25 protein-coding genes and 1 pseudogene are annotated in these 26,338 nt (G+C 64.9%); 8 read left to right on the plus strand and 18 right to left on the minus strand.

Features of this window, described 5'->3' with window-relative positions:
* Nucleotides 1–12: 12 nt before the first annotated feature.
* The 15 genes from adhP to FFS08_RS17455 all read right to left on the minus strand — a co-directional run bounded on the left by adhP (nucleotide 13) and on the right by FFS08_RS17455 (nucleotide 11,932).
* Nucleotides 13–1,038: an alcohol dehydrogenase AdhP gene (gene adhP, locus FFS08_RS17385; RefSeq protein WP_004212676.1), complete on the minus strand. Its 1,026-nt coding sequence runs from the start codon at nucleotides 1,036–1,038 to the stop codon at nucleotides 13–15.
* Between the two features lie 26 nt (nucleotides 1,039–1,064).
* Nucleotides 1,065–2,585: an aldehyde dehydrogenase family protein gene (locus FFS08_RS17390; RefSeq protein ID WP_015449264.1), complete on the minus strand. Its 1,521-nt coding sequence runs from the start codon at nucleotides 2,583–2,585 to the stop codon at nucleotides 1,065–1,067.
* 252 nt (nucleotides 2,586–2,837) lie between these two features.
* On the minus strand, nucleotides 2,838–3,167 hold the full coding sequence (locus FFS08_RS17395; RefSeq protein WP_004212674.1) for a hypothetical protein: 330 nt from the start codon (nucleotides 3,165–3,167) through the stop codon (nucleotides 2,838–2,840).
* A 147-nt stretch (nucleotides 3,168–3,314) separates the two neighbouring features.
* Nucleotides 3,315–3,716, minus strand: coding sequence for a hypothetical protein (locus tag FFS08_RS23600; RefSeq protein WP_015449265.1), 402 nt, complete (start codon nucleotides 3,714–3,716; stop codon nucleotides 3,315–3,317).
* Between the two features lie 318 nt (nucleotides 3,717–4,034).
* On the minus strand, nucleotides 4,035–4,325 hold the full coding sequence (locus FFS08_RS17405; RefSeq protein WP_007406388.1) for a hypothetical protein: 291 nt from the start codon (nucleotides 4,323–4,325) through the stop codon (nucleotides 4,035–4,037).
* A 228-nt stretch (nucleotides 4,326–4,553) separates the two neighbouring features.
* On the minus strand, nucleotides 4,554–5,855 hold the full coding sequence (locus FFS08_RS17410; protein WP_438830636.1) for a glycoside hydrolase family 130 protein: 1,302 nt from the start codon (nucleotides 5,853–5,855) through the stop codon (nucleotides 4,554–4,556).
* Nucleotides 5,856–6,109: 254 nt separating this feature from the next.
* Nucleotides 6,110–6,550: a four-helix bundle copper-binding protein gene (locus FFS08_RS17415; RefSeq protein WP_015449267.1), complete on the minus strand. Its 441-nt coding sequence runs from the start codon at nucleotides 6,548–6,550 to the stop codon at nucleotides 6,110–6,112.
* A 14-nt stretch (nucleotides 6,551–6,564) separates the two neighbouring features.
* Nucleotides 6,565–7,008 carry a DUF1622 domain-containing protein gene (locus FFS08_RS17420; RefSeq protein WP_007406411.1) on the minus strand — a complete coding sequence of 148 codons (444 nt, stop codon included), beginning with the start codon at nucleotides 7,006–7,008 and terminating at the stop codon, nucleotides 6,565–6,567.
* Nucleotides 6,995–7,717, minus strand: a complete 723-nt coding sequence (locus FFS08_RS17425; RefSeq protein WP_007406380.1) for a hypothetical protein — start codon at nucleotides 7,715–7,717, stop codon at nucleotides 6,995–6,997. Before FFS08_RS17425 ends, FFS08_RS17420 begins: the two co-directional genes overlap by 14 nt.
* Nucleotides 7,714–8,442, minus strand: a complete 729-nt coding sequence (locus tag FFS08_RS17430; protein WP_007406424.1) for a hypothetical protein — start codon at nucleotides 8,440–8,442, stop codon at nucleotides 7,714–7,716. Before FFS08_RS17430 ends, FFS08_RS17425 begins: the two co-directional genes overlap by 4 nt.
* Complete coding sequence (locus FFS08_RS17435) at nucleotides 8,442–10,352, minus strand: 2Fe-2S iron-sulfur cluster-binding protein (RefSeq protein ID WP_030089529.1); 1,911 nt, start codon at nucleotides 10,350–10,352, stop codon at nucleotides 8,442–8,444. Before FFS08_RS17435 ends, FFS08_RS17430 begins: the two co-directional genes overlap by 1 nt.
* Nucleotides 10,353–10,375: 23 nt before the next feature.
* On the minus strand, nucleotides 10,376–10,696 hold the full coding sequence (locus FFS08_RS17440) for a hypothetical protein (protein WP_007406382.1): 321 nt from the start codon (nucleotides 10,694–10,696) through the stop codon (nucleotides 10,376–10,378).
* Between the two features lie 59 nt (nucleotides 10,697–10,755).
* Nucleotides 10,756–10,977: a hypothetical protein gene (locus FFS08_RS17445; protein WP_007406426.1), complete on the minus strand. Its 222-nt coding sequence runs from the start codon at nucleotides 10,975–10,977 to the stop codon at nucleotides 10,756–10,758.
* Nucleotides 10,974–11,453 (minus strand): heavy metal-responsive transcriptional regulator, encoded by a 480-nt coding sequence (locus tag FFS08_RS17450; RefSeq protein ID WP_007406417.1) that lies wholly within the window; start codon nucleotides 11,451–11,453, stop codon nucleotides 10,974–10,976. Before FFS08_RS17450 ends, FFS08_RS17445 begins: the two co-directional genes overlap by 4 nt.
* A gap of 140 nt (nucleotides 11,454–11,593) precedes the next feature.
* The gene (locus FFS08_RS17455; protein ID WP_007406371.1) at nucleotides 11,594–11,932 is read right to left on the minus strand and encodes a hypothetical protein; all 339 of its coding nucleotides are present in this window, start codon (nucleotides 11,930–11,932) and stop codon (nucleotides 11,594–11,596) included.
* Nucleotides 11,933–12,193: 261 nt separating this feature from the next.
* Here FFS08_RS17455 and FFS08_RS17460 point away from each other — a divergent pair, with 261 nt between their 5' ends.
* The 7 genes from FFS08_RS17460 (at nucleotide 12,194) to FFS08_RS17490 (ending at nucleotide 20,789) form a co-directional block, all read left to right on the plus strand.
* The gene (locus FFS08_RS17460) at nucleotides 12,194–12,556 is read left to right on the plus strand and encodes a hypothetical protein (RefSeq protein WP_007406428.1); all 363 of its coding nucleotides are present in this window, start codon (nucleotides 12,194–12,196) and stop codon (nucleotides 12,554–12,556) included.
* Between the two features lie 77 nt (nucleotides 12,557–12,633).
* Nucleotides 12,634–12,891 carry a hypothetical protein gene (locus FFS08_RS17465; protein WP_007683334.1) on the plus strand — a complete coding sequence of 86 codons (258 nt, stop codon included), beginning with the start codon at nucleotides 12,634–12,636 and terminating at the stop codon, nucleotides 12,889–12,891.
* A 63-nt stretch (nucleotides 12,892–12,954) separates the two neighbouring features.
* A complete protein-coding gene (locus FFS08_RS17470; protein ID WP_013039107.1) occupies nucleotides 12,955–14,217 on the plus strand; it encodes a TolC family protein in 1,263 nt (420 codons plus the stop codon).
* Nucleotides 14,214–15,704: an efflux RND transporter periplasmic adaptor subunit gene (locus FFS08_RS17475; protein ID WP_007406384.1), complete on the plus strand. Its 1,491-nt coding sequence runs from the start codon at nucleotides 14,214–14,216 to the stop codon at nucleotides 15,702–15,704. The genes FFS08_RS17470 and FFS08_RS17475 overlap by 4 nt, the downstream gene beginning before the upstream one ends.
* On the plus strand, nucleotides 15,701–18,844 hold the full coding sequence (locus FFS08_RS17480; RefSeq protein ID WP_137863631.1) for an efflux RND transporter permease subunit: 3,144 nt from the start codon (nucleotides 15,701–15,703) through the stop codon (nucleotides 18,842–18,844). Before FFS08_RS17475 ends, FFS08_RS17480 begins: the two co-directional genes overlap by 4 nt.
* Entirely contained in the window at nucleotides 18,841–19,245 is a 405-nt protein-coding gene (locus FFS08_RS17485; protein ID WP_007406376.1) for a copper-binding protein, read from the plus strand. Before FFS08_RS17480 ends, FFS08_RS17485 begins: the two co-directional genes overlap by 4 nt.
* Before the next feature lie 281 nt (nucleotides 19,246–19,526).
* Nucleotides 19,527–20,789 (plus strand): type II restriction enzyme NmeDI-related protein, encoded by a 1,263-nt coding sequence (locus FFS08_RS17490; RefSeq protein WP_007683327.1) that lies wholly within the window; start codon nucleotides 19,527–19,529, stop codon nucleotides 20,787–20,789.
* A 66-nt stretch (nucleotides 20,790–20,855) separates the two neighbouring features.
* Here the strand turns inward: FFS08_RS17490 and FFS08_RS17495 are convergent, their stop codons facing one another.
* Both FFS08_RS17495 and FFS08_RS17500 read right to left on the minus strand, forming a co-directional pair.
* Entirely contained in the window at nucleotides 20,856–21,380 is a 525-nt protein-coding gene (locus tag FFS08_RS17495) for a GNAT family N-acetyltransferase (protein ID WP_011607966.1), read from the minus strand.
* A 2-nt stretch (nucleotides 21,381–21,382) separates the two neighbouring features.
* Nucleotides 21,383–22,003: a recombinase family protein gene (locus tag FFS08_RS17500; protein ID WP_008832583.1), complete on the minus strand. Its 621-nt coding sequence runs from the start codon at nucleotides 22,001–22,003 to the stop codon at nucleotides 21,383–21,385.
* Between the two features lie 125 nt (nucleotides 22,004–22,128).
* Here FFS08_RS17500 and FFS08_RS17505 point away from each other — a divergent pair.
* Nucleotides 22,129–23,235, plus strand: a pseudogene (locus FFS08_RS17505) (DUF4158 domain-containing protein); the annotation flags it as partial.
* A gap of 45 nt (nucleotides 23,236–23,280) precedes the next feature.
* On the opposite strand, the gene FFS08_RS17510 reads toward FFS08_RS17505, so the two are convergent.
* Nucleotides 23,281–26,250, minus strand: a complete 2,970-nt coding sequence (locus FFS08_RS17510) for a Tn3 family transposase (RefSeq protein WP_014072601.1) — start codon at nucleotides 26,248–26,250, stop codon at nucleotides 23,281–23,283.
* Nucleotides 26,251–26,338 lie beyond the last annotated feature (88 nt).

The following is a 26,338-nucleotide window of genomic DNA, read 5'->3' on the forward strand; positions in this document are numbered from 1 at the left end:
GCGAAGTCGGCTTCAGGCGAGGTCGAGGACGATCCGGCCCTCGATGTCGCCATGATGCATGCGGGAGAAGACGTCGTTGATGTTCTCCAGCTTGTCTGCATGGACCGTGGCCTTGACCTTGCCCTCGCCGGCGAACGCCAGTGCCTCGAGCAGATCGAGCCGCGTGCCGACGATCGAGCCGCGCACGGTAATGCCGTTCAGCACGGTGTCGAAGATCGACAACGGGAAGTCGCCCGGCGGCAGGCCGTTGAGCGCGACCGTGCCGCCGCGCCGGACCATGCCGAGCGCCTGCTGGAACGCCTTGGGCGAAACGGCGGTCACCAGCGCCCCGTGCGCGCCGCCAATGGCTTTCTTGAGCGCTGCCGAAGGGTCCTCGTTGCGCGCGTTGACCGTCAGTGTGGCGCCAAGGCGTGTAGCGAGGTCGAGCTTGCTATCGTCGATGTCGACCGCGGCCACATTGAGACCCATGGCTCGGGCATATTGCACCGCCATGTGGCCGAGCCCGCCAATGCCGGAGACGACCACCCACTCGCCGGGTCGGGCCTCGGTGGCCTTCAATCCCTTGTAGACGGTGACGCCCGCGCAGAGGATCGGCGCAATGTCGAGGAAGTCGACATTGTCGGGAAGGTGACCAACATAGTTGGGATCGGCGAGGACATATTCGGCAAAGCTGCCATTGACCGAATAGCCGGTGTTCTGCTGTTCGTGGCAAAGCGTCTCCCAGCCACCCAGGCAATGCACGCAGTGCCCGCAGGCGGTGTAGAGCCAGGGCACACCGACCCGGTCGCCTTCCTTCACATGGGTGACGCCGGCACCAACGGCGGCGACATGCCCGACGCCCTCATGGCCAGGAATGAAGGGCGGGTTGGGCTTGACCGGCCAGTCCCCTTCTGCCGCGTGCAGGTCGGTATGGCACACGCCGGTTGCCGCAATCTTGACCAGGACCTGCCCGGGGCCGACCGTCGGGATCGGCGCGTCCTCGATGACCAGGGGCTTGCCAAATTCGCGGACGACCGCCGCCTTCATGGTTTTCGCCATGTCCGTTTCTCCTTTTAAGCGGGGGGTCAGAATAGGCCGAGCGCGTGCTCGTCATAGGAGACGAGCAGATTCTTGGTCTGCTGATAATGATCGAGCATCATCCGGTGGTTTTCACGCCCGAAGCCCGATGCCTTGTATCCGCCGAAGGCGGCATGGGCGGGGTACTGATGATAGCAGTTGGTCCAGACCCGCCCGGCCTCGATCGCGCGGCCGAGCCGGTAGGCGGTGTTGCCGCTCCGGGTCCAGACGCCCGCGCCAAGACCGTAGGCGGTGTCATTGGCAAGTGCGATCGCCTCCTCGACCGTCTTGAACGTGGTGACCGACAGGACGGGACCGAAGATCTCCTCCTGGAAGATGCGCATGTGGTTCTGACCCACGAACACGGTCGGCTGCACGAAATAGCCCTGGTCGAGCGCACCGCCCGGCAGCGCCCTGGCGCCACCGACCAGACACTGCGCGCCCTCGGCCTTGCCGATATCGATATAGCCCAGGATCTTGTGGAGCTGGTCCTCCGACGCCTGCGCGCCGACCTGGACCGACGGGTCGAGCGGATCGCCCTGGCGGATCGCGGCGACGCGCGCCACGGCGCGCTCGATGAAGCGGTCGAAGATCGACTCATGGATCAGGGCGCGCGACGGGCAGGTACAGACCTCGCCCTTGTTGAAGGCGAACAAAGTAAAGCCTTCGAGCGCCTTGTCGAAGAAGGCATCGTCCTCGTCGAGCACGTCCGCCATGAAGATGTTGGGCGACTTGCCGCCAAGCTCCATCGTCTGGGGGATCAGATGGTCCGCCGCGGCGTGCATGATCTGCTTGCCGGTGACGGTCTCGCCGGTGAACGAGACCTTGGCGATGCGCGGATTGGCGGCGATCGCCTGGCCAACGGTCCGTCCCGGGCCGGTAACGACATTGAGCACGCCGGGCGGCAGGATGTCGGCGGTGAGCTCGGCGAACATCAGCAAGGTGAGCGGCGTCTGGGATGCGGGTTTGATGACGGTGCAGTTGCCCGCCGCCAGCGCCGGGGCGATCTTCCACGCCGCCATCAGCAGCGGGAAGTTCCACGGGATGATCTGGCCGACGACGCCGAGCGGCTCGCGGAAATGATAGGCGATGGTGTCCGCATCGATCGTCGAGATGCCGCCTTCCTCCGCCCGGATGCAGCCGGCGAAGTAGCGGAAATGGTCGATCGCGAGCGGCACGTCGGCAGCGCGCGTCTCGCGGATCGGCTTGCCATTGTCGATCGTCTCGGCAAGTGCCAGCAACTCCAGATTGTCTTCGAGCCGGTCGGCGACGCGATTGAGAATCCTGGCGCGTTCGGCGGGCGCGATCCTTGCCCATTGATCCTTGGCGGCGTGCGCCGCATCGAGCGCGCGCTCGACATCTTCCGGCGTCGACAGCGCGAACTCTGCGATCTGGGCGCCATTGATCGGGCTCGTGTCGGCGAAATACTCGCCGCCCGCAGGAGCGCTCCAGCGGCCTCCGATGAAATTATCATAGCGGTGTCGGAAGGAGGCCGCCGCGTTAATGGTCCCGATCGCCTTCTCGAACATAACCTGACTCCATCTCTATCGATGGCCTGACGGAGTAATCTCTTTGCCCGGGTGGCCTATAAGTAAGTTCCGCAGAAGGTAGTCTGGTATCGGGGTCGCGGGCTTGAGGGTCAGACACGCCAACAGAGCCGATGACTATTCATCGACTCCTGAACGTATTCGCGCACGCCTGATCGGAATTATGCCGAGACAGGCGTTACTCGGCCGAGTCTTCTTTTGGCGAGGGCGGCGCTTGGCATTCCAATTCTGGCGTTACGCCCGGACGCGCTTTAGGCTCACCCAATCGCCTTTCTGAAGCGTCCCGTCCCTCACGCGGAAATGAGCATAATGGTCGTCGAAAATCTGGTCGACTTCGACATGACCGACAAGACGGCGGTGGCGCGGCGTTGCGTGATAGACTTCGAGTATCTGCCCGATGTGCGCGCCATCGGCCTTACCCAGGCAGGCCACTGTGCCGCCCGCATCCATACGGACGATCTTGCCGCGCATGAACAAGCTATGGCCGATACCCTGTGCGAGGAGCGGCGTGCTGCCAAAGAGCAGAAAGCCAACAGCAGCACCGACGCCAAGATGTTTTCGCATCGCTGTTTCCTCTGTCAAGTCAGACGCTCGGACCCGGTTTTGAAAGCTGGGAGCACGGGGCGACGCTGGGCATCGTCAAAGAACTGGCCCGCCGCGGGGGAACGGCGGGCCCTCAGCCCCTGGGGTCTGTTCTCGGGGCTGGAAACCTCACATGTCGCTCATCGGCTTGTCGGCCATGGGCTTGGCGGTCTTCTTCTTCGCCGCCGGCTTGGCCTTCTTCATCGGCATCTTGCAGCAGCCACTCTTCGCCTTACCGGCCATGCCCGAGCCGTTCGATGCAGGCGAGCCGCCGGACATGCCGGCCATCCCCGACATGCCCTGTTGATCCTGCTGGGCCGGTTGCCCCTGCTGCTTCTGCGCGCCGGCCTGATGATCCTTCATCATCTGATCGTGCATCTGCTGCCCGCCATGATCCATGCCCTGCTGGTGGGCATGGGCCGGCGCAGCCTGCGCGGGCGCGGGCGTCGACTGGGCGAGAGCGGTGCCGGCGGCGAAGGTTAGCGTCGCGAAGAGGCTGACGGGCGCCGCGAGAAATGTCGTCTGTCGCATTGAGGGTCTCCGAGTGTTCTTCCTGTTGCCCGATCGACGTTCCGATCCCGGCAATTCCGAAGCTTCAATGCTGCTAGCGAGACGCTGTCTGTATACGTAAGTTACGAATCGAAATCCGATCGGCCGTGTGCCTGCTGGAGCAGGCGCGTAAAATGATGATCCGGGATCGATCAAAAATGTGACCCGGCCTGGTTTTCTCGTCCTGAGACCGGCCAGAAAAGCGATTGGCCCGCCGTGGGAACGGCGGACCAAGGCTTCGGTTGAAAGCGGCCATGATCTTGTCCGTCAACCTTGTCGTCTGATGGAATGATGGCAGGGTCAGCAACCACCGTCCGACCTGTGTGACATGCCGGAGGCGCCGTCCTGGTCCTGCGAATCCCGCATCGCCATTCGATGGCCCTGCATCATCTGGCCGTGCATCTGCTCCTTACCGTGAGCCATGCCCTGCATGTGGGCAGGATCGGGCTGGGCAGGCGCCGGCCTGGCCTTGAGGGTCTCCTCAAGATCGGGCATGCCCGGCGGCATCCCGTCCGCCAGCACCGGTCCGGCACTGACGGCGAGGAAGCCGAGAGCTGCGAGCGAAGCGATCATTGCCGTCTTCTTGCGCAAGTATCCATTCCTTCAAGTCTGGGTTTCCCGTTCGATCGAGCATATGCCCGGTCGATTGTCGCCCCTTCCGGAGCTTGCCCGTGAAATGGTGTCACCTTCCGCCTTGCTGTATACGTAATGTGCGAAGTCCGTCTCTGAGATGGCCATAAATTATCGCACTGGCATCGTTGTTGTGCCGATGTGTAACTATGGTTCGGACTCGAGAGCAGGACAGGTCGGCAACAGTGACTAATCCATGGCGGCCAGCAGACGCTCGAGAGGAATAGTGGCAAAAGTGGTGAAGCTGTCAGCAATGGCATAAGGCAGTACCAGCACCCGATTATGTACCATCGCGCCGCAGCTGTAGGCTACGTTTGGCACATAACCTTCGCGCTCATCCATGTCCGACCGCAAAAGCGGTAGCTTCGTCCGCGCCAGCAGCTTCGAGGGATCGTCACGGTCCAGCAGGCACGCCCCGATGCAATAGTTCCGAACGGCGCCGACTCCATGAGTTACGACCAGCCAGCCTTCGTCGATCTCGATCGGCGATCCGCAATTACCGATCTGGACAAACTCCCAAGGCCAGCGAGGTTCGATGGCTTTCGCTCCGCCACTCCAGTCGTGAATGTCCGCGGACGTCAGGAACCAGATATTTTCGTTATCCTCGCGCCCAAGCATGGCAAAGTGCCCGGCAATGCGTCGGGGGAAAAGCGCCATGCCCTTGCTACCGGTGGCATCCCCACGCAGCGGTCTGAGTTCGAATGTCCGGAAGTCCGGCGTGGACAACAACTCCTGCCGGACGGACTGGCCGCTAAATGCCGTATATGTACCGAAATAGGTGGCTCGGCCATCGTCGTCCAGGAAGCGGACCAAGCGAAGGTCTTCGATGCCACCACGCTGGCTGGGGGTTGTCGGAAAGATCACGATCTCCGAGAGATCGTGGCTGCCATCGCACTTGATCCGAATGCCCGCGTCCGGCCCGTCCTCGCCGGAGATGTTTTCAGTCTCCAGCACGAGCGGCATGGGGCTCGGAGGATTGATTGCTATGGTTCCGTCCGCGGCGCAAAACCCGGTGCGAAAGGTGACGGAGGAGATATGCCCCTCGCCCACGCCTCGCAGGGAAAGAATGAATCGGAGAGAGTTTTCAGGTACAGCAGACTGATCAGGATGCAGGACGATGCTCGGATTGAAAAGCGCTGCTGCCTCATAGGAATATTCGTTGCAAAAATGGGCACCGATCAAGAGCGCCTGTTCATGGGTGACCTCGCAATCACAGACGATGATGCCATCAACCTCGTGGAACCGCCGCAAAAACAGGGACGGAACCTCACGATGCCTTCCCGAGAAATCATCAAGAATGCGTTGCAACTCATCGTGGAGCGATGCTGGGTCGAGCGCCAGGACGCGGTCGGCGATGCGCTGCGCACGTGGCTGATCCGGTACCGCATATTTATAGGTTTCCGTCGACGGCATATAGGGTCTGATCACTACCCTTGCTGGATTGGGGCGGAGCAATTCGGGTAGCCGGTTGACAAATTCGGCGGTTGACACTGACTTCTCCAATACAGATCGACCGTGGAGCGTTCACGCAATCGTAAAGATGGTGCTCGGCATTACCCGACTATCGGGTGGCGGCACGGAAGGCTCCGGCGATGGCGGGTGCGATGATTTCCGCCGTTGCCGGATACTCGGACTTTGTGCCACGTGCCATGATCGCTGTCCTGGCGTAGTTGTCGGACACACAAGCTGTGACCGGGGGCTCTGGCCTGAACGTGACTATGTGGGGCACGTGCGAAGCGCGCCGCTCAGCTCGACATGTCCGCCATCGTTCGGCAGCTCGCCGCGCATTTCTTGCAGGTGGCCGAGCAACGCGCGATCCGCTGGTCCGCGCTATGGCGTCCGCATTCCTCGGCGCAGCGCTCGCAAGCGTCGGCGCAGGCGCGGCAGACGATGCGGTGCAGGGCAGATTCCCGCAGCATCGAGTTGGCGGTCGCCTGGCACAGTTCCGCACAGTCGTTCAGCATGGCGATCAGCGACGCCGTAGCTGACGCGCCGCCTTGCTTCGTCAGCCAAGCGGCGGTTTCCAGGCACATGCGGTGCGAAGCCACGCAATCGTCGATGCAGTCCGTCATCGACATCGCCATCCCTTCCATTCGATGCTGCTGCGCCGCCGCCGGCACAGCCAGCGTTCCGGCGGCGGCAAGGCCGGCGCCGGCCATCAGCAATTCGCGTCTCTCGATCATCATGCACCTCCCATCTGCTATCCCTTGAGCGCTGTGCCGCATCCGGCGGCCTCAGCCGTCGCAGGCGACCCATCCGACGCCGCACGCGCCTTCTCCCGCGCCATCCGGGTTTCCTCCCAGGGCCAGTGGCCGTTGATCTCGACCCCGAGCGAGATGCTCAGGAAGGTCCGCACCAGCACCAGCCCGGCCAGAACGATGAGATCGTCGAGCGTTGGGTTGATCACCAGCGACTTGACGATGTCGCCGGCGACCAGAAATTCCAGGCCGAGCAGGATGCTGCGGCCGAGCGCCGAGCGGAACGCGCTATAGGCCTCGGTTCGGTCGCCCGCCCTCGCCCGCCGCGCAAACAGAAAGGTTGCGAGCCCCGCGCCGACCAGGATGGTCAGCGTGCCCGCCAGTTCCAGGCCGATCACCGCGAGCCGGAAGAAGGCGCTCAGCCAGTCGGCCTCAATGGTGATCATACCAGCCTCGCTTGCGGATATTGTTGAAGCTGTCGGTGGCGTGACAGGCATAGCATTGGTCGACGCGCGCCTTCGATCCGGCTGCGCGCTGCGAGACCATGCTGAAATGCTCCATGAAGTGACTCGGCGGCGCCTTGTGGCACTCGGCGCACTGCGTCGAATTGACCGATGGATGGCGGTAATTGGCGATCTTCCAGCTGTCGGTCTTGTGGCAGCTCGCGCAGTCGGTGCCGAACAGGCCCTGGTGCGGATCGCGGAACGCATGGCAGCTCGCGCAATTGAGCGCGGTCTCGGGGGTCAGGCTTCGAGTGTTTGTCGACATGCCCGCCAAAGGCTGCCGCCACTTCGCCATGTCGAGCAACGCGGCGTGATCCATGCGGATGATGCCGCGCTCTCCCTCATGTTCGACGTGGCAGGAGGTGCACTGCGTCGCTTTCGCGTGGAACTGCGTCGACTGCTTCGTCCCGAAATCGGTGCCCGCATGGCAGGTGAGACAGGTCCGGGTTTCGACGCCCTTGCCCGGCGTGTGGCAGGCCGTGCATTGGCCGGCAAAGGACTGGTGCGCGCTCGAGAGCGGGCCGGGCGAGACGAGCTGCGCCACCAGGCCGGCATCCCTCGGCGCGTCCGATCGCATCCGGATCGCGACCGCGGCGACCATCACCAGCAGGGCTGCGATGAAGACGGCGTAGGAAAGACGCTGCCAGCTCATAGCCAGCGCAGCCCGTAATAGATCGCCGCGCCGACGTGGAGCGCGAGCAGCGCGAAGATGAGACAGCCCAGCAGGATGTGCAGGAACCGCCACCGCGCGAACAGGGTGTTGGTTGCCTCTTCGGCACGGATCGCGAATTCGGTATCGGCCAGCGCTGCGGCGATCCCCGCCTTGTCCTGGGGGCGCTGGCCCGCGGACGCATCCCCGGCGACGAACAGATAGCGCTTCCAGCCCGACAGCGGCGGGGCTGCGGTATCGGCCTGCGTCGGCGCCGCCGGCTCCTCGAGGAAGGCGGCGCGAAGCGAGGCCAGTTCTGACCTGCGTCCGCGCAGCGCCCGACCAAGCTGGGCAAGCAGGTAGCGGCCGATGAAGCCGGTGATGACCGTCATCAGCAGGAGGACGGTCAGAAGCAGGCCGACCGGGCTTTCGAGCTTGTGCGCGGCGTGGACCAGACCCAGGATCGGCGCCAGCACGCCGGCATAGATGTGGATGGCGAGCAGGGTTGGCTTGCTGACGACCCGGGAGAGCGCCTTGTCGACCCAGGCGATGTGCTTGGCCGCGACATAAGGAAGCGTCAGCAGCATCAGCACGAGCGCTGCGATCCCGATGATCCCGCCGGCCAGGCTACCCGGAAAGCGGGGCGACACATGCACGAGATAGCCGAACGGGAACAGCAGCAGGAACGCGACCAGCAGGCCCACGGCAATGTCGCTGCGTTCGCGCATCAGGCTTCGACCACGAGCGGCGTGCCCGTCCCCTTCGCCTGGCACGCGAGCACATAGCCTTGCGCCTTGTCGGCGGGCGCAAGGCCGGATTCGACCTCCATCGTCACTTCGCCCTGCAGCAGCTTGACCACGCAGGCGCCGCATGTGCCCGCACGGCATGCATAGGGGATCTCGACGCCCGCGCCCTCGGCCGCCTCCAGCACGGTCTCGTCCGCGGGCAAGGCCGCCGACACCCCCGACACGGAGAAGGTCACCGTGCTCGGCGCCACCTCGGCGCTCGGGGCCGGCTTATCCGCTGGCGGGGGCGCGGGCTTGACCTCGAGATCCTCGTGGTCGGCCGGCAGCGAGGCCGGACCGAACGCCTCGGTGTGCAGCTGCGCTTCGGGGACGCCGAGTTCCGCCAGCACGCCGCGCATCGCGCCCATCATCGCCGGCGGGCCGCACATATGGATGCGCCGGCTCGCGATCTCCGGCACCGCGGCCAGGATCATCTCGCGCGTGATCGGCCCTTCGGGGCCCATCCAGACGGTGCCGGGCGCGCGCTGCATCGCGGCGACGACATGGAGGTTGGGAAAACGGCGTTCGAGCCGCTCGAGCTCGTCGCGGAACACGAATTCCTCGGTCGACCGTGCGCCGTAGAAGAAGAAGATATCACCCTTCCACGCGGTGTCGGTGAGATAGCGCAGCACCGACATCATCGGGGTGATGCCGACCCCGCCCGCGATCAGCACGATGCTCTGGGCATCCGTTCCCGTGAAGGTGAAGGCGCCGAACGGTCCGCTGACCTTCAGCAGATCGTCGGCGACGACCTTGTCGTGCAGGTATCGCGAGACCACGCCCTGCTCCTCGCGCTTGACCGTCAGTTCGACATAGGCCCGCTGGGTCGGCGAAGAGGCGATCGTGTAGGAACGGCGCGCGGTCTTGCCCGCTTCGGGCTCTACCTCGACCTGCAGGAACTGGCCCGGCAGGAAGTCGAACGGCAGCCGGTCGGCGGTCGGGTCCGCGAGCCGGAAGGTCAGCACGCTCGGCGTCTCTCGCACGATCTGGACCACGCGCAGCTGCCCCGCCCAGCTTTTGGGCTTGCGCAGCGACGCCCCAGCGGGTGCGGCCGCATTGCTCGGCGCGAGCCCGGCGCTGTCGGCAACGGGTGCAGGCGCGGGCGCAACCCTGGTAGCGGGAGGGGCAGCCTTCGGCTCCGGCTTTGCTGGAACCTTGGCGGTGGCGACACCGCCGGCGATCGCCCCGATCCGCCGCAGGCGGAAGATCTGCAGCGCGATAAGCGTGGCGCTCACCAGCCCCAGGAACAGCATGAGAAGGAGGTGCGAGGGCGAGATGCCGAACCAGTGATCGGCATGGCCGGGCGCGGCCTGGTCGATGTCGAGCTGATCGCGCAGCCAGGCAAGCCCGACCTCCCGGGGCGGCTGCAAGCCCCCGATCGCGCCCTGCGCGGCGGTGCCGGAGCGGAACAGGTCGGTTCCCTCGCGCAGGCGCCGCGCCGCATCGAGCCGGGCCGAGACCGTGGTCGCACGCGCGCCGTCGGCCGAGGCGGCGTTGATCATCGCCAGACCCGTGCTTACCCGTTCGCCGGCCTGCGCAGCGACCCGCTGCCTTGCCGCTTCGTCAAGCGCGGGAAAGGCGAGCAGCTGCGAGATGAAGCCGGTCCGGCGCGATTCGTGGCCGTGCTCATTCTCCCCTTCCCCATTGATCATGCGATCCATCATGGGGTTCATCATCTTCGCCATGTCCGACGACCCCGGCTCTGCCGGTGCGGACATGCCCCCGCCGGCCGGCATGCCTGCGCCATGATGCGCGGCATGATCCTCGCCCTCCTGCGCGCCCGCGCTCGCGGACAGGCTGAGAGCGATTGCGCAGCCGAGGCTCAAGCGTCGAAGGCTGATCCGCCTGGACATCCTCATCCCCTTAGTGTGCGAGCCTACATATCCTTCATCGGCATCGCCGCATTGCCCGGCGCGGGATCGGGTGCCGGCGCGGTCTGGTTGCCGGCCCCGGCGCGCATCGCGTCATGGTCCATCGCCTGACGGTGATGCCGCTCCATCTCGGCCTGGTTGCTCATCGCGTCCATCGGCGCCGCGTCTGCAGCGTTGCCGCTGTCGGTCAGGACCGGGGTGGCGGCGACGCTGTTCGCCGCGGGCGGCACCGTCTGGTCGGCCTGGCGGTCGCAGCCCGAAAGCGCGAGCGCCAGCAACAGGCTTCCGCCGACAAGTGGAAGGGCTTTCTTCGCATGGTCGATCATGGCTTTGCTCCTTGGCTTGAAAACTGTGTCCGGGCGCCATCCCTGGCGTCCGGACCGGCTCATTGCGCGCTGCGCAGAATCCGGAGACACCGGTCGTGCGAGAGGTTCATCGGGTTGCGCCCCTGCCCCTTCATCTCGCCATGATCATGCGGCGTCTGGAGACCCATATTGCCCTCCATCGCCCGGCAACTCTCGACCTGCGCCGAGGTCGGCCGCGTGGTCACACAGGCGCCTAGAAGCAGCGCCGGCGTGAGGACGGCGATCAAACGCATTTTCTTCATGACAAAACCCCTTTCGCTCGTGGTGATCGTTCGTCCTGCGCTGCCTGATGTTTCTTGTTATGCTGCTGGTCTTTCCGCCGCGCCGTCAGGAAGGCGAGGATCGGGCAATCGGAGACCGGCACTTCGCCCGGGCATTCGTCGGCGAGCATCCGCAGCATGTCGCGGATATCCGACAGGCGCTCGAGCCGGGCTTCGGCGTCCGCGATCTTGGCAAGCGTGATATCGAGCACGGCCTGGGCATGCGCGGTGTCCGACGCCCTGAGCGCCAGCAGCTGCCGGGCCTGTTCGAGTGTGAAACCAAGCTCCTGCGCCGAGCGGATGAAATTGACGCGCTCGAGGTCGGTCGCGTCGTAGAGCCTGTAGCCCGCTGCCGTGCGCGCGGGCTCGCGCAGCAGGCCCATCCGCTCATAATAGCGGATCGTATCCCGCCCCACGCCTGCGGCCGCGGCCAGTTCGCCGATCTTGAAATTGCCCATGTCATCCGCTCGATCATGCCGGTTGGACCATGGTCCAGGGTCAAGCGGTTTCGCTTTGACCCCGAACGGTCTCCTCGTCGCCGGCGGCCCGCTGCCCCGACGCGTCGCAGGGCAGCCCGTGCCGCCGGGCCACCGGCTTGTCAGTTCTTGCGAAGCTCGACGATGTCGTGCCTGGCAGGCGTGCCGTCGGCGACGGACACGTGCGCGAAGTGATCGTCAAAGATATGGTCGATCGTCACATGGCCGACGAGCTGGCGGTGATAGGTCGGCGCCACGCCCTTGGACGGACCCGGATGGGTCACGACGCGATAGACCTCGAGCTTCTGGCCGACCTCGGCGCCATCGGCCTTGCCGATGCAGACGACCGTGCCGTTGCTGCCCGTGTCGACGATCGAGCCGCGCATGAACAGGCTGTGCCCGATGCCCTGGGCCATAGCGGGGACGGCAGCAAGCATCGAAATGCCGGCAAGCGCGACCATGAGAGTTTTTCTGACCATATTCACCTCCTTGGATGGTAAGCCACCGCCCGGACTTTGCCGAGGGGAAGAGCGTCTCTTCAGGCTTGGGACTACGGTCCCGGGTCCAGCCTCGATATACGTAGAGGCCGCAGCCGATCTTCTTCCCCGGGCCGGATCTTTATTGACGCGGAGTTGACGGAATCAGCCGTCAGCACTTCAAAATCCGCGCGGCGCGAGACTTTGGTTGGCTGCGCCCGCGAAACCCGCTAGATATCGAGGCCCGTGAAACGCCTGCTCGCCCTCCTGCTCGTCATCGGAGCGCTGTCCGGTCTCTTCGGAGCCCAGATGGCGGCCGCGCACAGCGTGCCGCAGGCGGCAGGCGCGCCGCTGGCCAAGGGCATGGATGCGGACTGCATGGCGATGATGGCCAAGCAGCAGCCTGCGCCCAGCGAAAAGCCCTGCAAGGGCCTGACGCTCGATTGCATCGCCGCGATGGGGTGCGTGATCCCGCTGGTCGCAGCGGACCTGGCAGGCGGCGTTGCGCCTGCGCGTCTCTACGACGCGCCCAGCTTCTGGACGACCGACACGATATTGACCGGCAAGGCGGTTGCGCCCGAGCCGGATCCTCCCACCAGCCTTGCCTGATTGAACGAGCACGGGCTGCGCGCATCGATCGATGCGTGCGCGCCCGGTTTCCTTCTTTTCAGTCAAAGGTTTTCGTGATGATCAAACTGCTTCCGGCCGCCCTTGTGGCGGCCCTCAGTCTCGCCGCGCCTGCGCTTGCAACCGACGCGAGCCGCACGCCGCAAGGCCATTGGGAATGGCGGTCGGCGCCGCAATATGGTCCGCGGGCGACTGGCCCTGCGCGTGTCCGCATATGGGTGCCCGACAGCCGGGACATGGCCAGCTGCGATTGCGCGATGATGCAGGCAAGCGCCGCCGACTGCATGCGCGGCGCAGTCAGGTCGGACAAGGGCTAAACCCGCTCCGGAGCGGCGCGTCACATCTTGGCGCGCCGCCTCTGTCATGAGGGGATGATATCCATGATCATGATGCCGAGGCGCGCTGTGCGACGCCTGTTGCTCTCTATCGGTGCGACGCTTGCGAGCGCCTGGGCCGTGCCGGTGTCGGCCGGCCCGCTCACCTACGAGCAGGCAGTGAGGCTCGCTGCCGCCAACGCGCCAAGCCTCAAGGCGCGCGCGGCGGCGACAGCCGGCGCCCGCTCTTCGGCGGTCGCGGCCGATCGCCTGCCCGATCCGACGCTCGACCTGGGCCTGCAGAACTTCCCGGTGAGCGGCCCCAATGCCGGCAGCTTCACGCGCGACGATTTCACTATGGCGACGATCGGGTTCAGCCAGACCTTCCCCAATCTCGCCAAGCGCCATGCACGCGCCGCGCGCGCCGCGGCCGATATCGGTATCGCCGAGGCGGGCGAGCTGGTCGAAGGCCGCAACGTGCGGCTCGAGACCGCCCTCGCCTGGGTCGATCTCTATTATGGAGAACGCCGGCTCCGGCAGCTCGACCTGCTCGATGCCAGCCTCGACGACCTGCAGAAGACCGTGACCGCACGCCTGGCGTCGGGCAGCGCGCGCCCGAGCCAGGCGCTCGAGCCCGACCAGCTCCGCGCCGCCATCGCCGATCGCCGCGCCGAGATGGCTGCGGTGGTGGCGCAGGCGCGGGCCCGGCTCGCGCGCTATACCGGCGACCCCGACCCGCAGGCGACGGGCGACCCGCCGATGCTCGATGTCGATCCGATCCGGCTGCGGGCCGGGATCGATGCGCTTCCCGCCCTGCGCGCGCAGGACGCGCGGATCGCAGTCGCCGAAGCGGACGTGCGTCTCGCGCGCGCCGACAAGCGCCCCGACTGGAAGGTCGGCGTCACCTATGGCCGGCGCGATCCCATGTACGGCGACATGGCCTCGGTCGGCGTGTCGATCGACCTGCCGCTGTTCGCCGGCAAGCGCCAGAACCCCAGGATCGCTGCAAGCGAGAGCCTTGCGCAAGGGGGTCGGTTCGACCGCGAGGCGATCCGCCGCGAGCTGGTGGCGCAGCTCGACGCCGATCTCGCAGACCATGCCATGCATCTCTCCCGGTTGCGCAATGCCCGCGAGACGCTGGTGCCACTCGCCAGGCACCGCGCCGAGCTCGACCGCGACAGCTATGGCGCCGGCAAGCTCGACCTTGGCGCCGCGCTGCTCACGACGCTCGGGCTCGCGGAGGCCGAGGTCGAGGCGCTCAACCGCGAAGCCGACGTCGCGCGCGACGCGGTCCGCATCACTATCACCTATGGGGAGGAGCGGCCATGACGCTCGATAAATCCGCGCTGCGCTGGGGCGCATCGATCCTGGCTGTCGCGCTGCTGGCCGGCGGCACAGGCTATTGGGCTGGCCATCGCCAGGCACCGCAATCGGAGGCGACCACGCCCGCCGGGGCAGGCAAAGTCCTTTACTGGTACGATCCGATGTTCCCCAACCAGAAGTTCGACAAGCCCGGCAAGTCGCCCTTCATGGATATGCAGCTCGTGCCGCGATACGCGGACGGAGGAAGCGCCGGCGCGGCCCCCACGGTCGCCGTCGATCCCGCCGCGCGGCAGAGCCTGGGATTGCGGGTCGTCGCGGCGAAGATGGGCAGCCTTGCCTCGGCCCTCGAGGTCACCGGCACGATCGACTTCAACCAGCGCGACGTCGCCGTCATCCAGGCGCGTTCGGGCGGGTTCGTGAGCCGCGTCTATGCGCGAGCGCCCGGGGACGTGGTCCGCGCCGGCGCGCCGATCGCGGACCTGCTCCTGCCCGAATGGGGCGGCGCGCAGACCGAATATCTGAGCGTCAGGCGGCTCGGCAAGCCCGACCTCACCGCGGCCGCGCGCCAGCGACTGCGGCTGATGGGCATGTCCGACGGCCTCATCGCCAGCGTCGAGCGGAGCGGACGCCCGAACGGCGTGGTGACGATCACGACGCCGATCTCGGGCACGATCCAGACGCTCGACGCCCGTGCCGGCGTGACGCTCGCCATGGGCCAGACGCTCGCCCAGGTAAGCGGGCTCGGCACCGTCTGGCTCAATGCCGCGGTGCCCGAAGCGCGCGCGGGCGATGTCCGGGTCGGCCAGAATGCCAGCACCACGCTGGCGGGCTTCCCCGGCGAGCGCTTCGCCGGCCGGGTGATCGCGATCCTGCCGACCACGCAGGCCGACAGCCGCACGCTCACCGTGCGGATCGAGCTGCCCAACCGGGACGGCCGGTTGCGGCCGGGCATGTTCGCCAGCGTCGCGCTTGGCGGCGATGCCAAGCCGGCGCTGCTGGTGCCGAGCGAAGCGGTGATCCGCACGGGCAGGCGCACGCTCGTCATGCTGGCCGCAGGCGACGGGCGCTATCATCCCGCCGAGGTCCGCATCGGCCGCGAGGCAGGCGGCGAGACCGAGATCCTTGCCGGCCTGTCGCCCGGCGAGAACGTCGTCGTCTCGGGGCAGTTCCTGATCGATTCCGAGGCGAGCCTGTCGGGAATCGAGGCGCGGCCGATCGGCGGCGGTGCGGCATCGGCGACCATCGCCGCGCCGGCGTCGAAAGCCACGCTGTACGAGACGACGGGCAAGATCGAGCGGATCACGGCCAATTCGGTGACGCTCAGCCACGAGCCCGTTCCCGCGCTCGACTGGCCGGCGATGACGATGACCTTCGCGCTCGCCAATCCGGGCATCGCGCGCGGCTTCAAGGCGGGTGACCGGGTCCGGTTCGGGTTCGACCGGCCCCCGGCGGGACCGACGCTGCGGCATATGGCGAAGGTGGCGGGCCAGTGATCGCCCATCTCATCCGCTGGTCGGTGAGGAACCGCTTCTTCGTCGTGCTCGGCATGCTCGCGCTGGTCGGCGCGGGCCTGTGGGCGGTGCGCTCGACCCCGATCGACGCGCTGCCCGATCTTTCCGACGTGCAGGTCGTGATCCGCACTTCCTATCCGGGTCAGGCGCCGCAGATCGTCGAGAACCAGATCACCTATCCGCTCACCACCACCATGCTGTCGGTGCCCGGCGCCAAGACGGTGCGCGGCTATAGCTTCTTCGGCGACAGCTTCGTCTATGTGATCTTCGAGGACGGCACCGATCTCTACTGGGCGCGCAGCCGCGTGCTCGAATATCTCAACCAGGTCCAGGGTCGGTTGCCGGCCAGCGCCCGCAGCGCGCTCGGGCCGGACGCGACCGGGGTCGGCTGGGTCTATGAATATGCGCTGGTCGACCGCACCGGCCGGCACGATCTCTCGCAGCTTCGCGGGTTGCAGGACTGGTTCCTGCGCTACGAGCTGAAGACCGTGACCGGCGTGGCCGAAGTCGCCAGCATCGGCGGCATGGTCAAGCAGTACCAGGTGCTGCTCGATCCGGTGAAGCTCGCGGCCTACGGCGTAACCCACGCCCAGGCAGTGCAGGCGATCAGCCAAGCCAATCAGGAAGCCGGCGGCTCGGTGCTGGAAATGGCCGAGGCCGAATATATGGTCCGCGCCTCGGGCTATCTGAAAACGCTCGACGATTTCCGGGCAATCCCGCTCAAGACTGCGGCGGGCGGCGTGCCCGTCCGGCTCGGCGATGTCGCCACGATCCAGGTCGGCCCCGAGATGCGGCGCGGCATCGCCGAACTGAACGGCGAAGGCGAGGTCGCCGGCGGCGTCGTTATTCTTCGGTCAGGCAAGAACGCCCGTGAGACCATCGCGGCGGTCAAGGACAAGCTCGCCGATCTCAGGAAAAGCCTGCCGCCGGGCGTCGAGGTGGTCACGGTCTATGACCGCTCGCAGCTGATCGATCGCGCGGTCGAGAACCTCACCCGCAAGCTGGTCGAGGAGTTCATCGTCGTCGCATTGGTCTGCGCCCTGTTCCTCTGGCACGTCCGCTCGGCGCTGGTCGCGATCCTGACCTTGCCGCTCGGTGTGCTGGCCGCGTTCGTCGTAATGCGGTTCCAGGGGGTGAACGCCAACATCATGTCGCTGGGCGGCATCGCCATCGCCATCGGCGCGATGGTGGATGCGGCGGTCGTCATGATCGAGAACGCCCACAAGAGGATCGAACGCTGGGAGCAGGATCACCCGGACAGACATCTCGATGGCGAGATGCGCTGGATCGTCGTCACCGAGGCGGCGGCCGAGGTCGGGCCGGCGCTGTTCTTCAGCCTGCTGATCATCACGCTGTCGTTCATTCCGGTCTTCACCCTGGAGGCGCAGGAAGGCCGGCTGTTCGCGCCGCTCGCCTTCACCAAGACCTATGCGATGGGCGCGGCCGCGATCCTGTCGGTGACCCTGGTGCCGATCCTGATGGGCTGGCTGATCCGGGGCCGCATTCCGGCCGAGCAGGCCAATCCGGTCAATCGCTGGCTCACCAATATCTACCGGCCCGCGATCGACTGGACGATGAAGCGGCCCAAGGCAGTGCTGCTGATCGCGGCTCTGGTGTTCGCCACCACGGCCTGGCCGCTCAGCCGGCTCGGCGGCGAGTTCATGCCCAATCTCGACGAGGGCGACCTGCTCTACATGCCCTCGGCGCTGCCGGGCCTCTCGGCCGCCAAGGCGAGTGAGCTGCTCCAGCGGACCGACCGCCTGATCAAGACCGTGCCCGAAGTCGAAAGCGTGTTCGGCAAGGCCGGCCGCGCCGAGACCGCGACCGATCCCGCGCCGCTCGAAATGTTCGAGACGACGATCCAATTCAAGCCCCGCGACCAGTGGCGGTCGGGCATGACGCCCGAACGCCTTGTCGACGAGCTCGATCGCCGGGTGAAGCTTCCGGGTCTCGCCAATATCTGGGTGCCGCCGATCCGCAACCGCATCGACATGCTCGCGACGGGCATCAAGAGCCCGATCGGGGTCAAGGTGTCGGGCAGTGACCTCGCCGAGCTCGACCGCATCGCGCATGATGTCGAGACCGTGGCCAGGAGCGTGCCCGGCGTCAGCTCGGCGCTCGCCGAGCGGCTGACCGGCGGACGCTATGTCGATGTCGACATAGACCGCGCCGCCGCCGCGCGGTTCGGGCTCAACATCGCCGACGTCCAGGCCATCGTCTCCGGCGCGATCGGCGGCGAGACGATCGGCGAGACGGTCGAGGGCCTCGCCCGCTATCCGATCAGCGTGCGCTATCCGCGCGAATTGCGCGACAGCCTCGAAAGGCTGCGGGCGCTACCGATCCTGACGCCCGCGGGCCAGCAGATCACCTTGGGCACCGTGGCAAACGTCTCGATCGCCGAGGGACCGCCGATGCTCAAGACCGAGAATGCCCGGCCTTCGACCTGGGTCTACGTCGATGTGCGCGGGCGCGATCTTGCCTCGGTGGTCGGCGATCTGCAGCGTGCGGTGGCGAAACAGGTCAGGCTCTCGCCTGGGGTCAGCATCGCTTACTCTGGCCAGTTCGAATATCTCGAGCGCGCGGTCGACCGCTTGAAGCTGGTCGTGCCCGCGACGCTGCTGATCATCTTCGTGCTGCTCTACCTCATCTTCGGCCGCTTCGACGAGGCGGCGCTGATCATGGGGACGCTGCCGTTTGCGCTGACCGGCGGCATCTGGACGCTTTATCTGCTGGGGTTCAACCAGTCGATCGCCACCGGGGTCGGGTTCATCGCGCTCGCCGGCGTCTCCGCCGAGTTCGGGGTGGTGATGCTGATCTATCTCAAGAACGCGCTGGCCGAGCGCGGCGCACATCCGGACGCTGCCGAGGTCGAGGCCGCCGTGCGCGAAGGCGCGCTGCTGCGCGTCCGTCCCAAGGCGATGACGGTGGCGGTGATCCTGGCCGGCCTGCTGCCGATCCTGCTGGGATCAGGCGCGGGTTCGGAGGTCATGAGCCGGATTGCCGCGCCGATGATCGGCGGCATGCTGACCGCGCCCTTGCTCTCAATGTTCGTCCTGCCCGCCGCCTACCTGCTGTTGCGCCGGCCCAAGACCGATCCCATCCCTCAACCCGTTTCATCATGAAGGAGAAGACGATGAACCATGCACGACTGACCATTGCCCTCGGCCTCGCCGCCCTGACTGCCGCGTGCGGCAAGAAGGCGGAGGCCCCCGTTGCGACTGAGACCAACGAGGCGGCGCCCGCCGCGACCATGAGCGGCGACATGGGCAACATGTCGATGGCGCCTGACGCGAACGCCGCGATCAAGGCCAAGGGCCATGGCACCGTCACCGCGATCGACAAGGCGGCAGGCACGATCACGCTCGATCATGGTCCGATCCCGGAGGCCAAGTGGCCCGCGATGACGATGGCGTTCAAGGCCGCGCCGTCGATCACCGATGCGGTCAAGGTCGGCGACAAGGTCGATTTCGACCTCTCGCTCAAGGGCAGCGATGGCGAGGTCACCGCGATCGCAAAGCAGTGATCCGCTAAGTTCGACCGGAAAAAGCTGGTTGCGGCGCCGCTCCCGGGCGGCGACGCCCGTGCCGGCCGTCTGCCTGGCTGTGCGCCCGGTCGACGGTTGCGACCGGCAACGCCCAATGCCAGCGGCGTTTCCCTGCGCGATCACCGACAATTTGAGCACGCTTCGCGGATCGCACATTGAACGTGCAAGCCGCCCTTGCTCGCGATAGCCTGAACGGCAAGGAGCCCAGTTTAGATGACCCAGCCAGTATGACCTTGTTACCCGCGACACATCATGATCTCGTGAGCGAGCTTGTCCGTCGTTGGCGAGACGATCCCGGCGCCACCTATCGCTCCTGGTTTCTGTGGGACGAACGGCTGAAAAACTTCCGCTCCATCCGTCGCGGGCTGCAGCAGGTGGTCGCAGAAATCGAAAGTGGGCGGTTCGGCGTCGCCTATCGCGGCTCGTCACTGGAAACGGTTGTCCACTCGATCGCCGAACAGCGGCAGATCTTCAAGGGCGCCGACCATGCCTGGCTGTGGAAGCCCAAGCTGCGCATTCCAGACATCTACGAAAGCCCGGACAACCAGCGGGCGTTCGGTCGCCTGCTCGACAATTGCTCGTGCTGCGATACCGCCGAGGAGATCATCAGCCACATCCGCAGCATAGACGCGCTCAAGATCAAGGGGCTGGGGCCGGCGGCGGCCAACCTGCTCTATTTCCTTCACCCGACGCTGGTGCCGCCCTTCAATACCGCGATCGTCAAGGGCTACAATGCCGTCACCGGCGCCAAGGTGAAGCTCGGGTCATGGGATCATTTTCTCGCCATGCGCGCCGGCATCCTCGACCTCAACGACCGTTACCGCGAGTTGCTCTCCAACGATCTCGGCGCGATCGGCGGACTGTTGTTCGACATTGGCTCGGGCCGCTATCCCGCGCCACCGCTGGAGGATGACGCAACGGCGGCCGACGACTGGCTCGGCAGATTGGAACATGCCAGAGCGGAGGCAAGCCGGCTCGACAAGACAGCCGCCGCGCAGGGCGAAACCGATCGCACGCACGCCGAAATCCAGGCCTGGCTGCGCGACCTCGGCCATGCCCTCGGTTACGATGTGTGGATCGCCGCCAATGACCGCGGTCGACTTCACGCTGGCTGCCCGCTTGGACAGGGATGCCTCGAGCGCCTTCCAGACGCCATTGCGACCTCTCCCGGAGCGGACTCGATCCGCCTCATCGACGTGTTGTGGCTGGCGAAGGGTGGCGACGGCGTCGCCGCCGCGTTCGAGGTTGAACATTCGACCTCGATCTACTCGGGGATCGTGCGCATGCTCGATCTGGCGCTGTCGGGGAGCGATCTGCACGCTGCCGCCGGGCTATTCCTGGTCGCACCGAATGCGCGCGAGCAGGACGTTCGCGCGCAACTCCGTCGCCCGGCTTTCAGCCGTATTGCCGATCTCGACTTCGCCTATCTGCCCTATGGCGAGCTGGAGAGAAACAGGGACGCGATCGCTCGTTTTGGAACGGGATTGAAGGCCATCAAGGCGATCTCAAGCCCCCTTCCCTGAAAGGGGGCGTTTGCGGGAGGGGGCGGAATCCTACGCCAAGCTCGCCCAGATAGCCGGCGCGAGATCTTACTTGTTGCTGCCTTCTACGGTCGCGCCAGAAAGGCGACGGCTCAGTTCTATCCGGCGATGGCTACGCATTTTGAAGGTGTCTGGCCCAACGCGCCGATACTCAATGAAGCCGAGAGAACGCCAAAATCGCTCTGCCGCTTCATTCGCTTCCAGCACGGCCAACCGAATCTCTGTGGCACCTCTCGCAGCGGCCCAGCTTTCGACCGTCGAGTAAATTGAGCGTCCGACGCCACGACCACGCTGTGCGGCATCTACGATCATGAAGCCGAGATACCATGTGCCATCACGCGGATAATCGCGGAGGATGGCCGCGATTGCATATAGGCCGCCAGGCCCCTTCCATCCCAGGACAGCTTGATTGTGGGCGCTCTTTTCGGGCGGCACATCGGAGAAAAGCTCGCGAGCATCGTCCAGCGTGGGCGCGGCCCCGTCCTGCAACAGGAAATAGTCGCTGCAACGGTTGTACAGGTCTGCAACGTCTGCGGCGTCCGCTTGGGTAAGTTTGATCGGGGCTCCCGTCATCATCATCGCGTTTTGGCAGCAAGCACGCGCTGACCGTAATCCCGGAGTTCCCCGTTGGGACCGACATAGCGGTAGAGAGTGACGCGCTCGATCCCGAGTTCCTTGCAGAGGTCGGAAACGGACGTGTCGCGTTGGGCCATAGCAGCCTGAGCGAGCCGCACCTGGGCCTTGGAGAGGGCGAACTTGCGGCCACCCTTGCGTCCCCGCGCGCGGGCAGCGGCCAGGCCAGCCATGGTGCGCTCGCGGATCATATCCCGCTCAAACTCCGCCAGTGTGGCAAAAATGCCGAACACCATCCGGCCCGATGGCGTCGTGGTGTCGATCTGCGCGCCCTTGCCGGTGAGCACCCGCAGACCGATACCGCGATCCGACAGATTCTGCACCGTGCTGACCAGGTGGGTGAGCGTTCGGCCGAGCCGGTCGAGCTTCCAAACGATGAGGACATCGCCGTCGCGCAACGATTTCAGGCAGGCGGCAAGACCGGGGCGATCATCACGGCTACCGGATGCACGATCATCATAGATATTGCCTGGCTCGACACCGGCAGCGCGAAGGGCATCGTGCTGCAGGTCGAGCGACTGCGAGCCGTCGGCTTTGGACACGCGGGCGTAGCCGATCAGCATGGATCACAAACGAAGGTTTGAGGCGGTGACGAACATGAGCACATAAGATTGGGCTATTGTGTATCTTAACCAGCATCTCAATCAAGCTATCTCAAACCGTAGCTCGGAAAGAATAAGGAGCATGTATGCCGCGTCGCGTGACCCTGACCGATCGACAGCGCGAGGCGCTGCTTCACTTGCCGGTCGATCAAGGTGAGCTGCTGCGGCACTATACCCTCAGCGATGAGGATCTCGGGCATATCCGCCAGCGCCGGCGCGCCCACAATCGTTTTGGCTTCGCGCTGCAACTGTGCGTCCTGCGCTACCCGGGCCGGGTGCTCGCTCCTGGCGAGTTGATCCCGGCGCAGGTATCGGATTTCATCGCGGCCCAGCTCGGCCTGACCAGCGACGATCTACTCCTCTATGCCGCGCGCGAGGAGACCCGGCACGAGCATCTGGCGGACCTTCGCCGAATCTACGGCTATCGCTCCTTTTCGGGGCGGGGCGCACGGGATTTGCGCGAATGGATCGCTCGGGAAGCCGAGGCGGCGACATCGAATGAGGATCTTGCCCGTCGCTTCGTTGCGGAGTGTCGCCGCACCCGCACGATCCTTCCCGGCTCCTCGACGATCGAGCGCCTTTGCGCCGATGCGCTGGTTGAGGCCGAGCGCCGGATCGAGGATCTTATCGCCCATCGCATCACGCCAACCCTGAGCGAGAATTTGGCTCACCTGTTGGAGGATACGGTGGATGGTCGCGTCACGCGCTTCGTATGGCTGCGACAGTTCGAGGTTGGCGCAAATTCAGCAGCCGCTAACCGGCTGATGGATCGACTGGAATATCTTCAAAGGTTCGATCTTCCGGCGGATTTGCTGGACGGCGTGCCGGCGCATCGTGTGACCCGGCTTCGCCGGCAGGGCGAGCGCTATTACGCCGACGGCATGCGTGATCTGCCCGAAGACAGGCGGCTTGCGATCCTCGCTGTCTGCACCCTGGAATGGCGGTCATCGCTGGCCGATGTCATCGTGGAGACCCACGATCGCATCGTAGGCCGTCTCTATCGGGCCTCCGAACGCCTTTGCAACACCAGGATCGCCGACGAAAAGGCGGCCGTTCGGGACACGCTGAAGTCCTTTGCCGAAATCGGTGGTGCTTTGCTTGGAGCGCAGGACGATGGCACGGCCCTGGACGGGATAATCGCCACCGGGCCTGGCTGGGAACGGTTCAGAACCCTTGTCGGCGTCACCTCAAGGTTTGTTCGCCAGACAACGATTTCTCGGACATAAGCGGAACATGGGCTACGCTACACGCTTCAACCGCGCCATTGGCTCGTTGAGTGGGTGGAATTCACCTGCTGGAAGTCGCCTGGCCTGCTCCCAGAGGTAATCGCCGGTCAGACTGATGTGCGCCCAGCCCATCGGAGAAAGGTGCGCAAGCAGTGCCGCATCGAACGTCGTGCCGACAGCGTTGAGGTGCTGGGCGGCCCGGTCGAGATAGACCGTGTTCCAGTAGGAAATCGCCGCAATCAGCAGGTTCAGCCCAGATGCGCGAAATTCCTGATTTTCCAGCGAGCGATCGGTGAACCGACCCTGCCGGTTGGTATAGATGGCGGCGGCAAGCGTGTGCCTCGCCTCGCCTTTGTTGAGACCGGCCTGACAGGCACGTCGCAGTTCCGGTTGTTCAAGCCAATCGAGCGTGAACAAAGTGCGCTCGATACGGCCCAGTTCAGCCAATGCAAAATCCAGCCTGTTCTGGCGTTTGTAGGCGGCAAGTTTTCGCAAGATTACTGACGGCGCCACCGTGCCATCCTTGATTGAGGCGACAATCCTGACGATGTCATCCCAATCGGCCTCGATCGCTGCCGTTTTGATGGTGCGGCCCATCAGATTTTCGATGCCCTTGTATGTCGATGGCGCAGCGATCGAACCCAGCTTGCGGTCGCCAATATCGCGCAGCCGTGGCGCGAAGCGGAACCCGAGTAGGTGGCAGAGTGCGAAAACATGATCGGTGGCGCCGCCGGTATCGGTATAGTGCTCATGCAACGGAAGGTTGCCGGCGCCCAGGACAAGCCCGTCGAGCACGTAAGGCGCTTCACCTGCCGTCGCGGACATGATCCGTGATCCGAATGATGCGAAGTGATCGGAAAGGTGAGAATAGATTTTCACGCCAGGTTCGGCGCCATATTTGGCATTGACGTCCGCCGCCCCTGAACGGCTCCGCCCCGACCGGAAGAACTGGCCATCGGACGACGAACTGGTGCCAGCGCCCCAATGCCGCGCGAAGGGTAATTCGTGATGGGCTGAGATGATCATGGCCAGCGCGGCCTGATAGTTCTCGGGTGAAAGATACCAGTTGTGGGTCCATGCGAGTTGGGCATAGCTGACGCCTTCGCTGGCATTGGCCATCCGCTCCAGCCCGAGGTTGGTGCCATCAGCCAGAATTGCGGCGAGTACCGTGCTGGGGTTGTCGTGCTCCTTGCCTGAGCGCAGGTCACGGAATGCGTTCAAAAAACCAGTGCGTTCGGCGACTTCAAGCAGCAGCTCGGTGATGCGCACGCGGGGAAGCAGGGTATCGAGCTTGCGATCGAGGGCTTCAGCTTCCGGTGGGGTGACAGGCGGCATTTGCTGAAGCTTGAGCCGGTCTCGTTCGAGCGACACTCCCTCAAGCTTGTTTGTTTTCAACTGCTTGGCAAATCGGCGCAGCCGCCAGTCAAGATTTCGTGCCCGGTCAGCGAGGTAGGATGCAGCATTTGAATCGAACGGAAGCACATCCGCCACTTTGGCGGCGTCGCGCCGACCCAGCAAATAGGCATCGAAGCGCTGATAGTTGCGGGTTCCCTCGATCCATACATCACCGGCGCGCAAACGATCACGCAAGGTTGCCATGATCGCAATTTCATAACGTCGGCGGTCGATACGGCCGCTTTCGGTGATGAGACGCTTCCACTGCCGATTGGGGAATGGCAGTGGAACGCCATCGGGAAGGTCGCGCGACTTTCGTGTGTTCGCATCGCGAATGACATCGATGGCTTTGATCAGTGCCGTCCCTGTTCCAGACGCCTTGAAGGTGAAGGCGTCCAGAAATGCCGGGCTGAAACGCCGTAGCGTGGCGTAACGCTCGGTTGCCGTTACCAGTGCGTCCTCGCCGGCAAGATCAGCAAGGGCATCTACTTGGGCCTTTGCCGCAACAAGCCGGTGCCAGCCCACCGCTTCGTCAATCAATTCGAGCGGATCGCCGCCATTCTGGACAGCCTCATCAAGTGCTGTAATCGTGGCGCCAAACAGCCGCATGAGTTGCCCCACCGACTGAATACTATCTTGGTAGCGACGCTCGCGCCCACGCCGCGCGCGCGTGAACATGCCGCCGATAAGTCGGTCAAACATTTGGATCGCGGCATCGGCAAGTCTGGCCTCAAGGTCGATCACTGCGGCCGTCAACGTCGCCCGCCTGCGATTGACGCTGTAATCCGAAAGCAGGAATGCCGGTGCCACGCCGCCCTCGCGGACAAATTGGGCAAAGCGGAATTCCGGAATGGCGCCCCCAACTACCGGGTGGATACCTATGCCGCGAACATAGCGCAGGCGCTCAAGCAAGCCATTGATATTGGCCGCAGTCGGGGCTTCTTCGAAATTACGCAACCACGCCAGCGGTGTCATGCCGAAATCCGGGTTGTTGATTACGAGTTCGTCTAGCCGTGTCAGTTCAGCAGAGCTGAGGCCTTCGACGATTGCGGCTGCGGCAGCTTTGCGTGCGCGTGCCCGGCCAGCAAGACCGGCGCGTTCCAGTGTGTCGCCTGACGGAAGAATGAACCGCTCACCCTTCAGGCCAACCATGAGGGCGCGAACAATCGGTTCACCTCTGTCTGTATACTCGGCGGCTTGCGCGGCAAGATTCAGGGCAAGTGCCAGGTCGCCGCGTCGAAACGGGCGTATGCCAAGATAACGCGCCACGAGATCGGCATGATCGGTACGGGTTTGCGCGCGCTGACCATATGCAGAGAAGGAGGAAGGATCGACGAATAACTGTGCCGCGAGGTACTGAAGAATGACGTCGGGAAGCCCGATCTCGGGTTGCAGACCAAAGCCGGGATGTCGCATCAAAGCGATTTGTGCAGCCAGACCGAGGCGATTTGCTGGACCATAGCGGCGCCCAACCAATTCAACATCTTCCGCAGAAAGGGTATAATGCCCAATGATCGCGGTTTCTTGGACAGGAGGATCGAACAGGCGCCGGCGCTCGTCTCCGGTCAGAAGTCGGCGTCGTGCCATTTTGCTCTCCCGCTGAGGCGAATAACAAAATTGACACCAAAGCGGCTTGCACTGGAGGGAGGCCATTCGTTGCCGGTTGATCCCCGAG

It is taken from the genome of Sphingomonas sp. 1F27F7B (genome assembly GCF_005503355.1).
Classification (GTDB): domain Bacteria; phylum Pseudomonadota; class Alphaproteobacteria; order Sphingomonadales; family Sphingomonadaceae; genus Sphingomonas.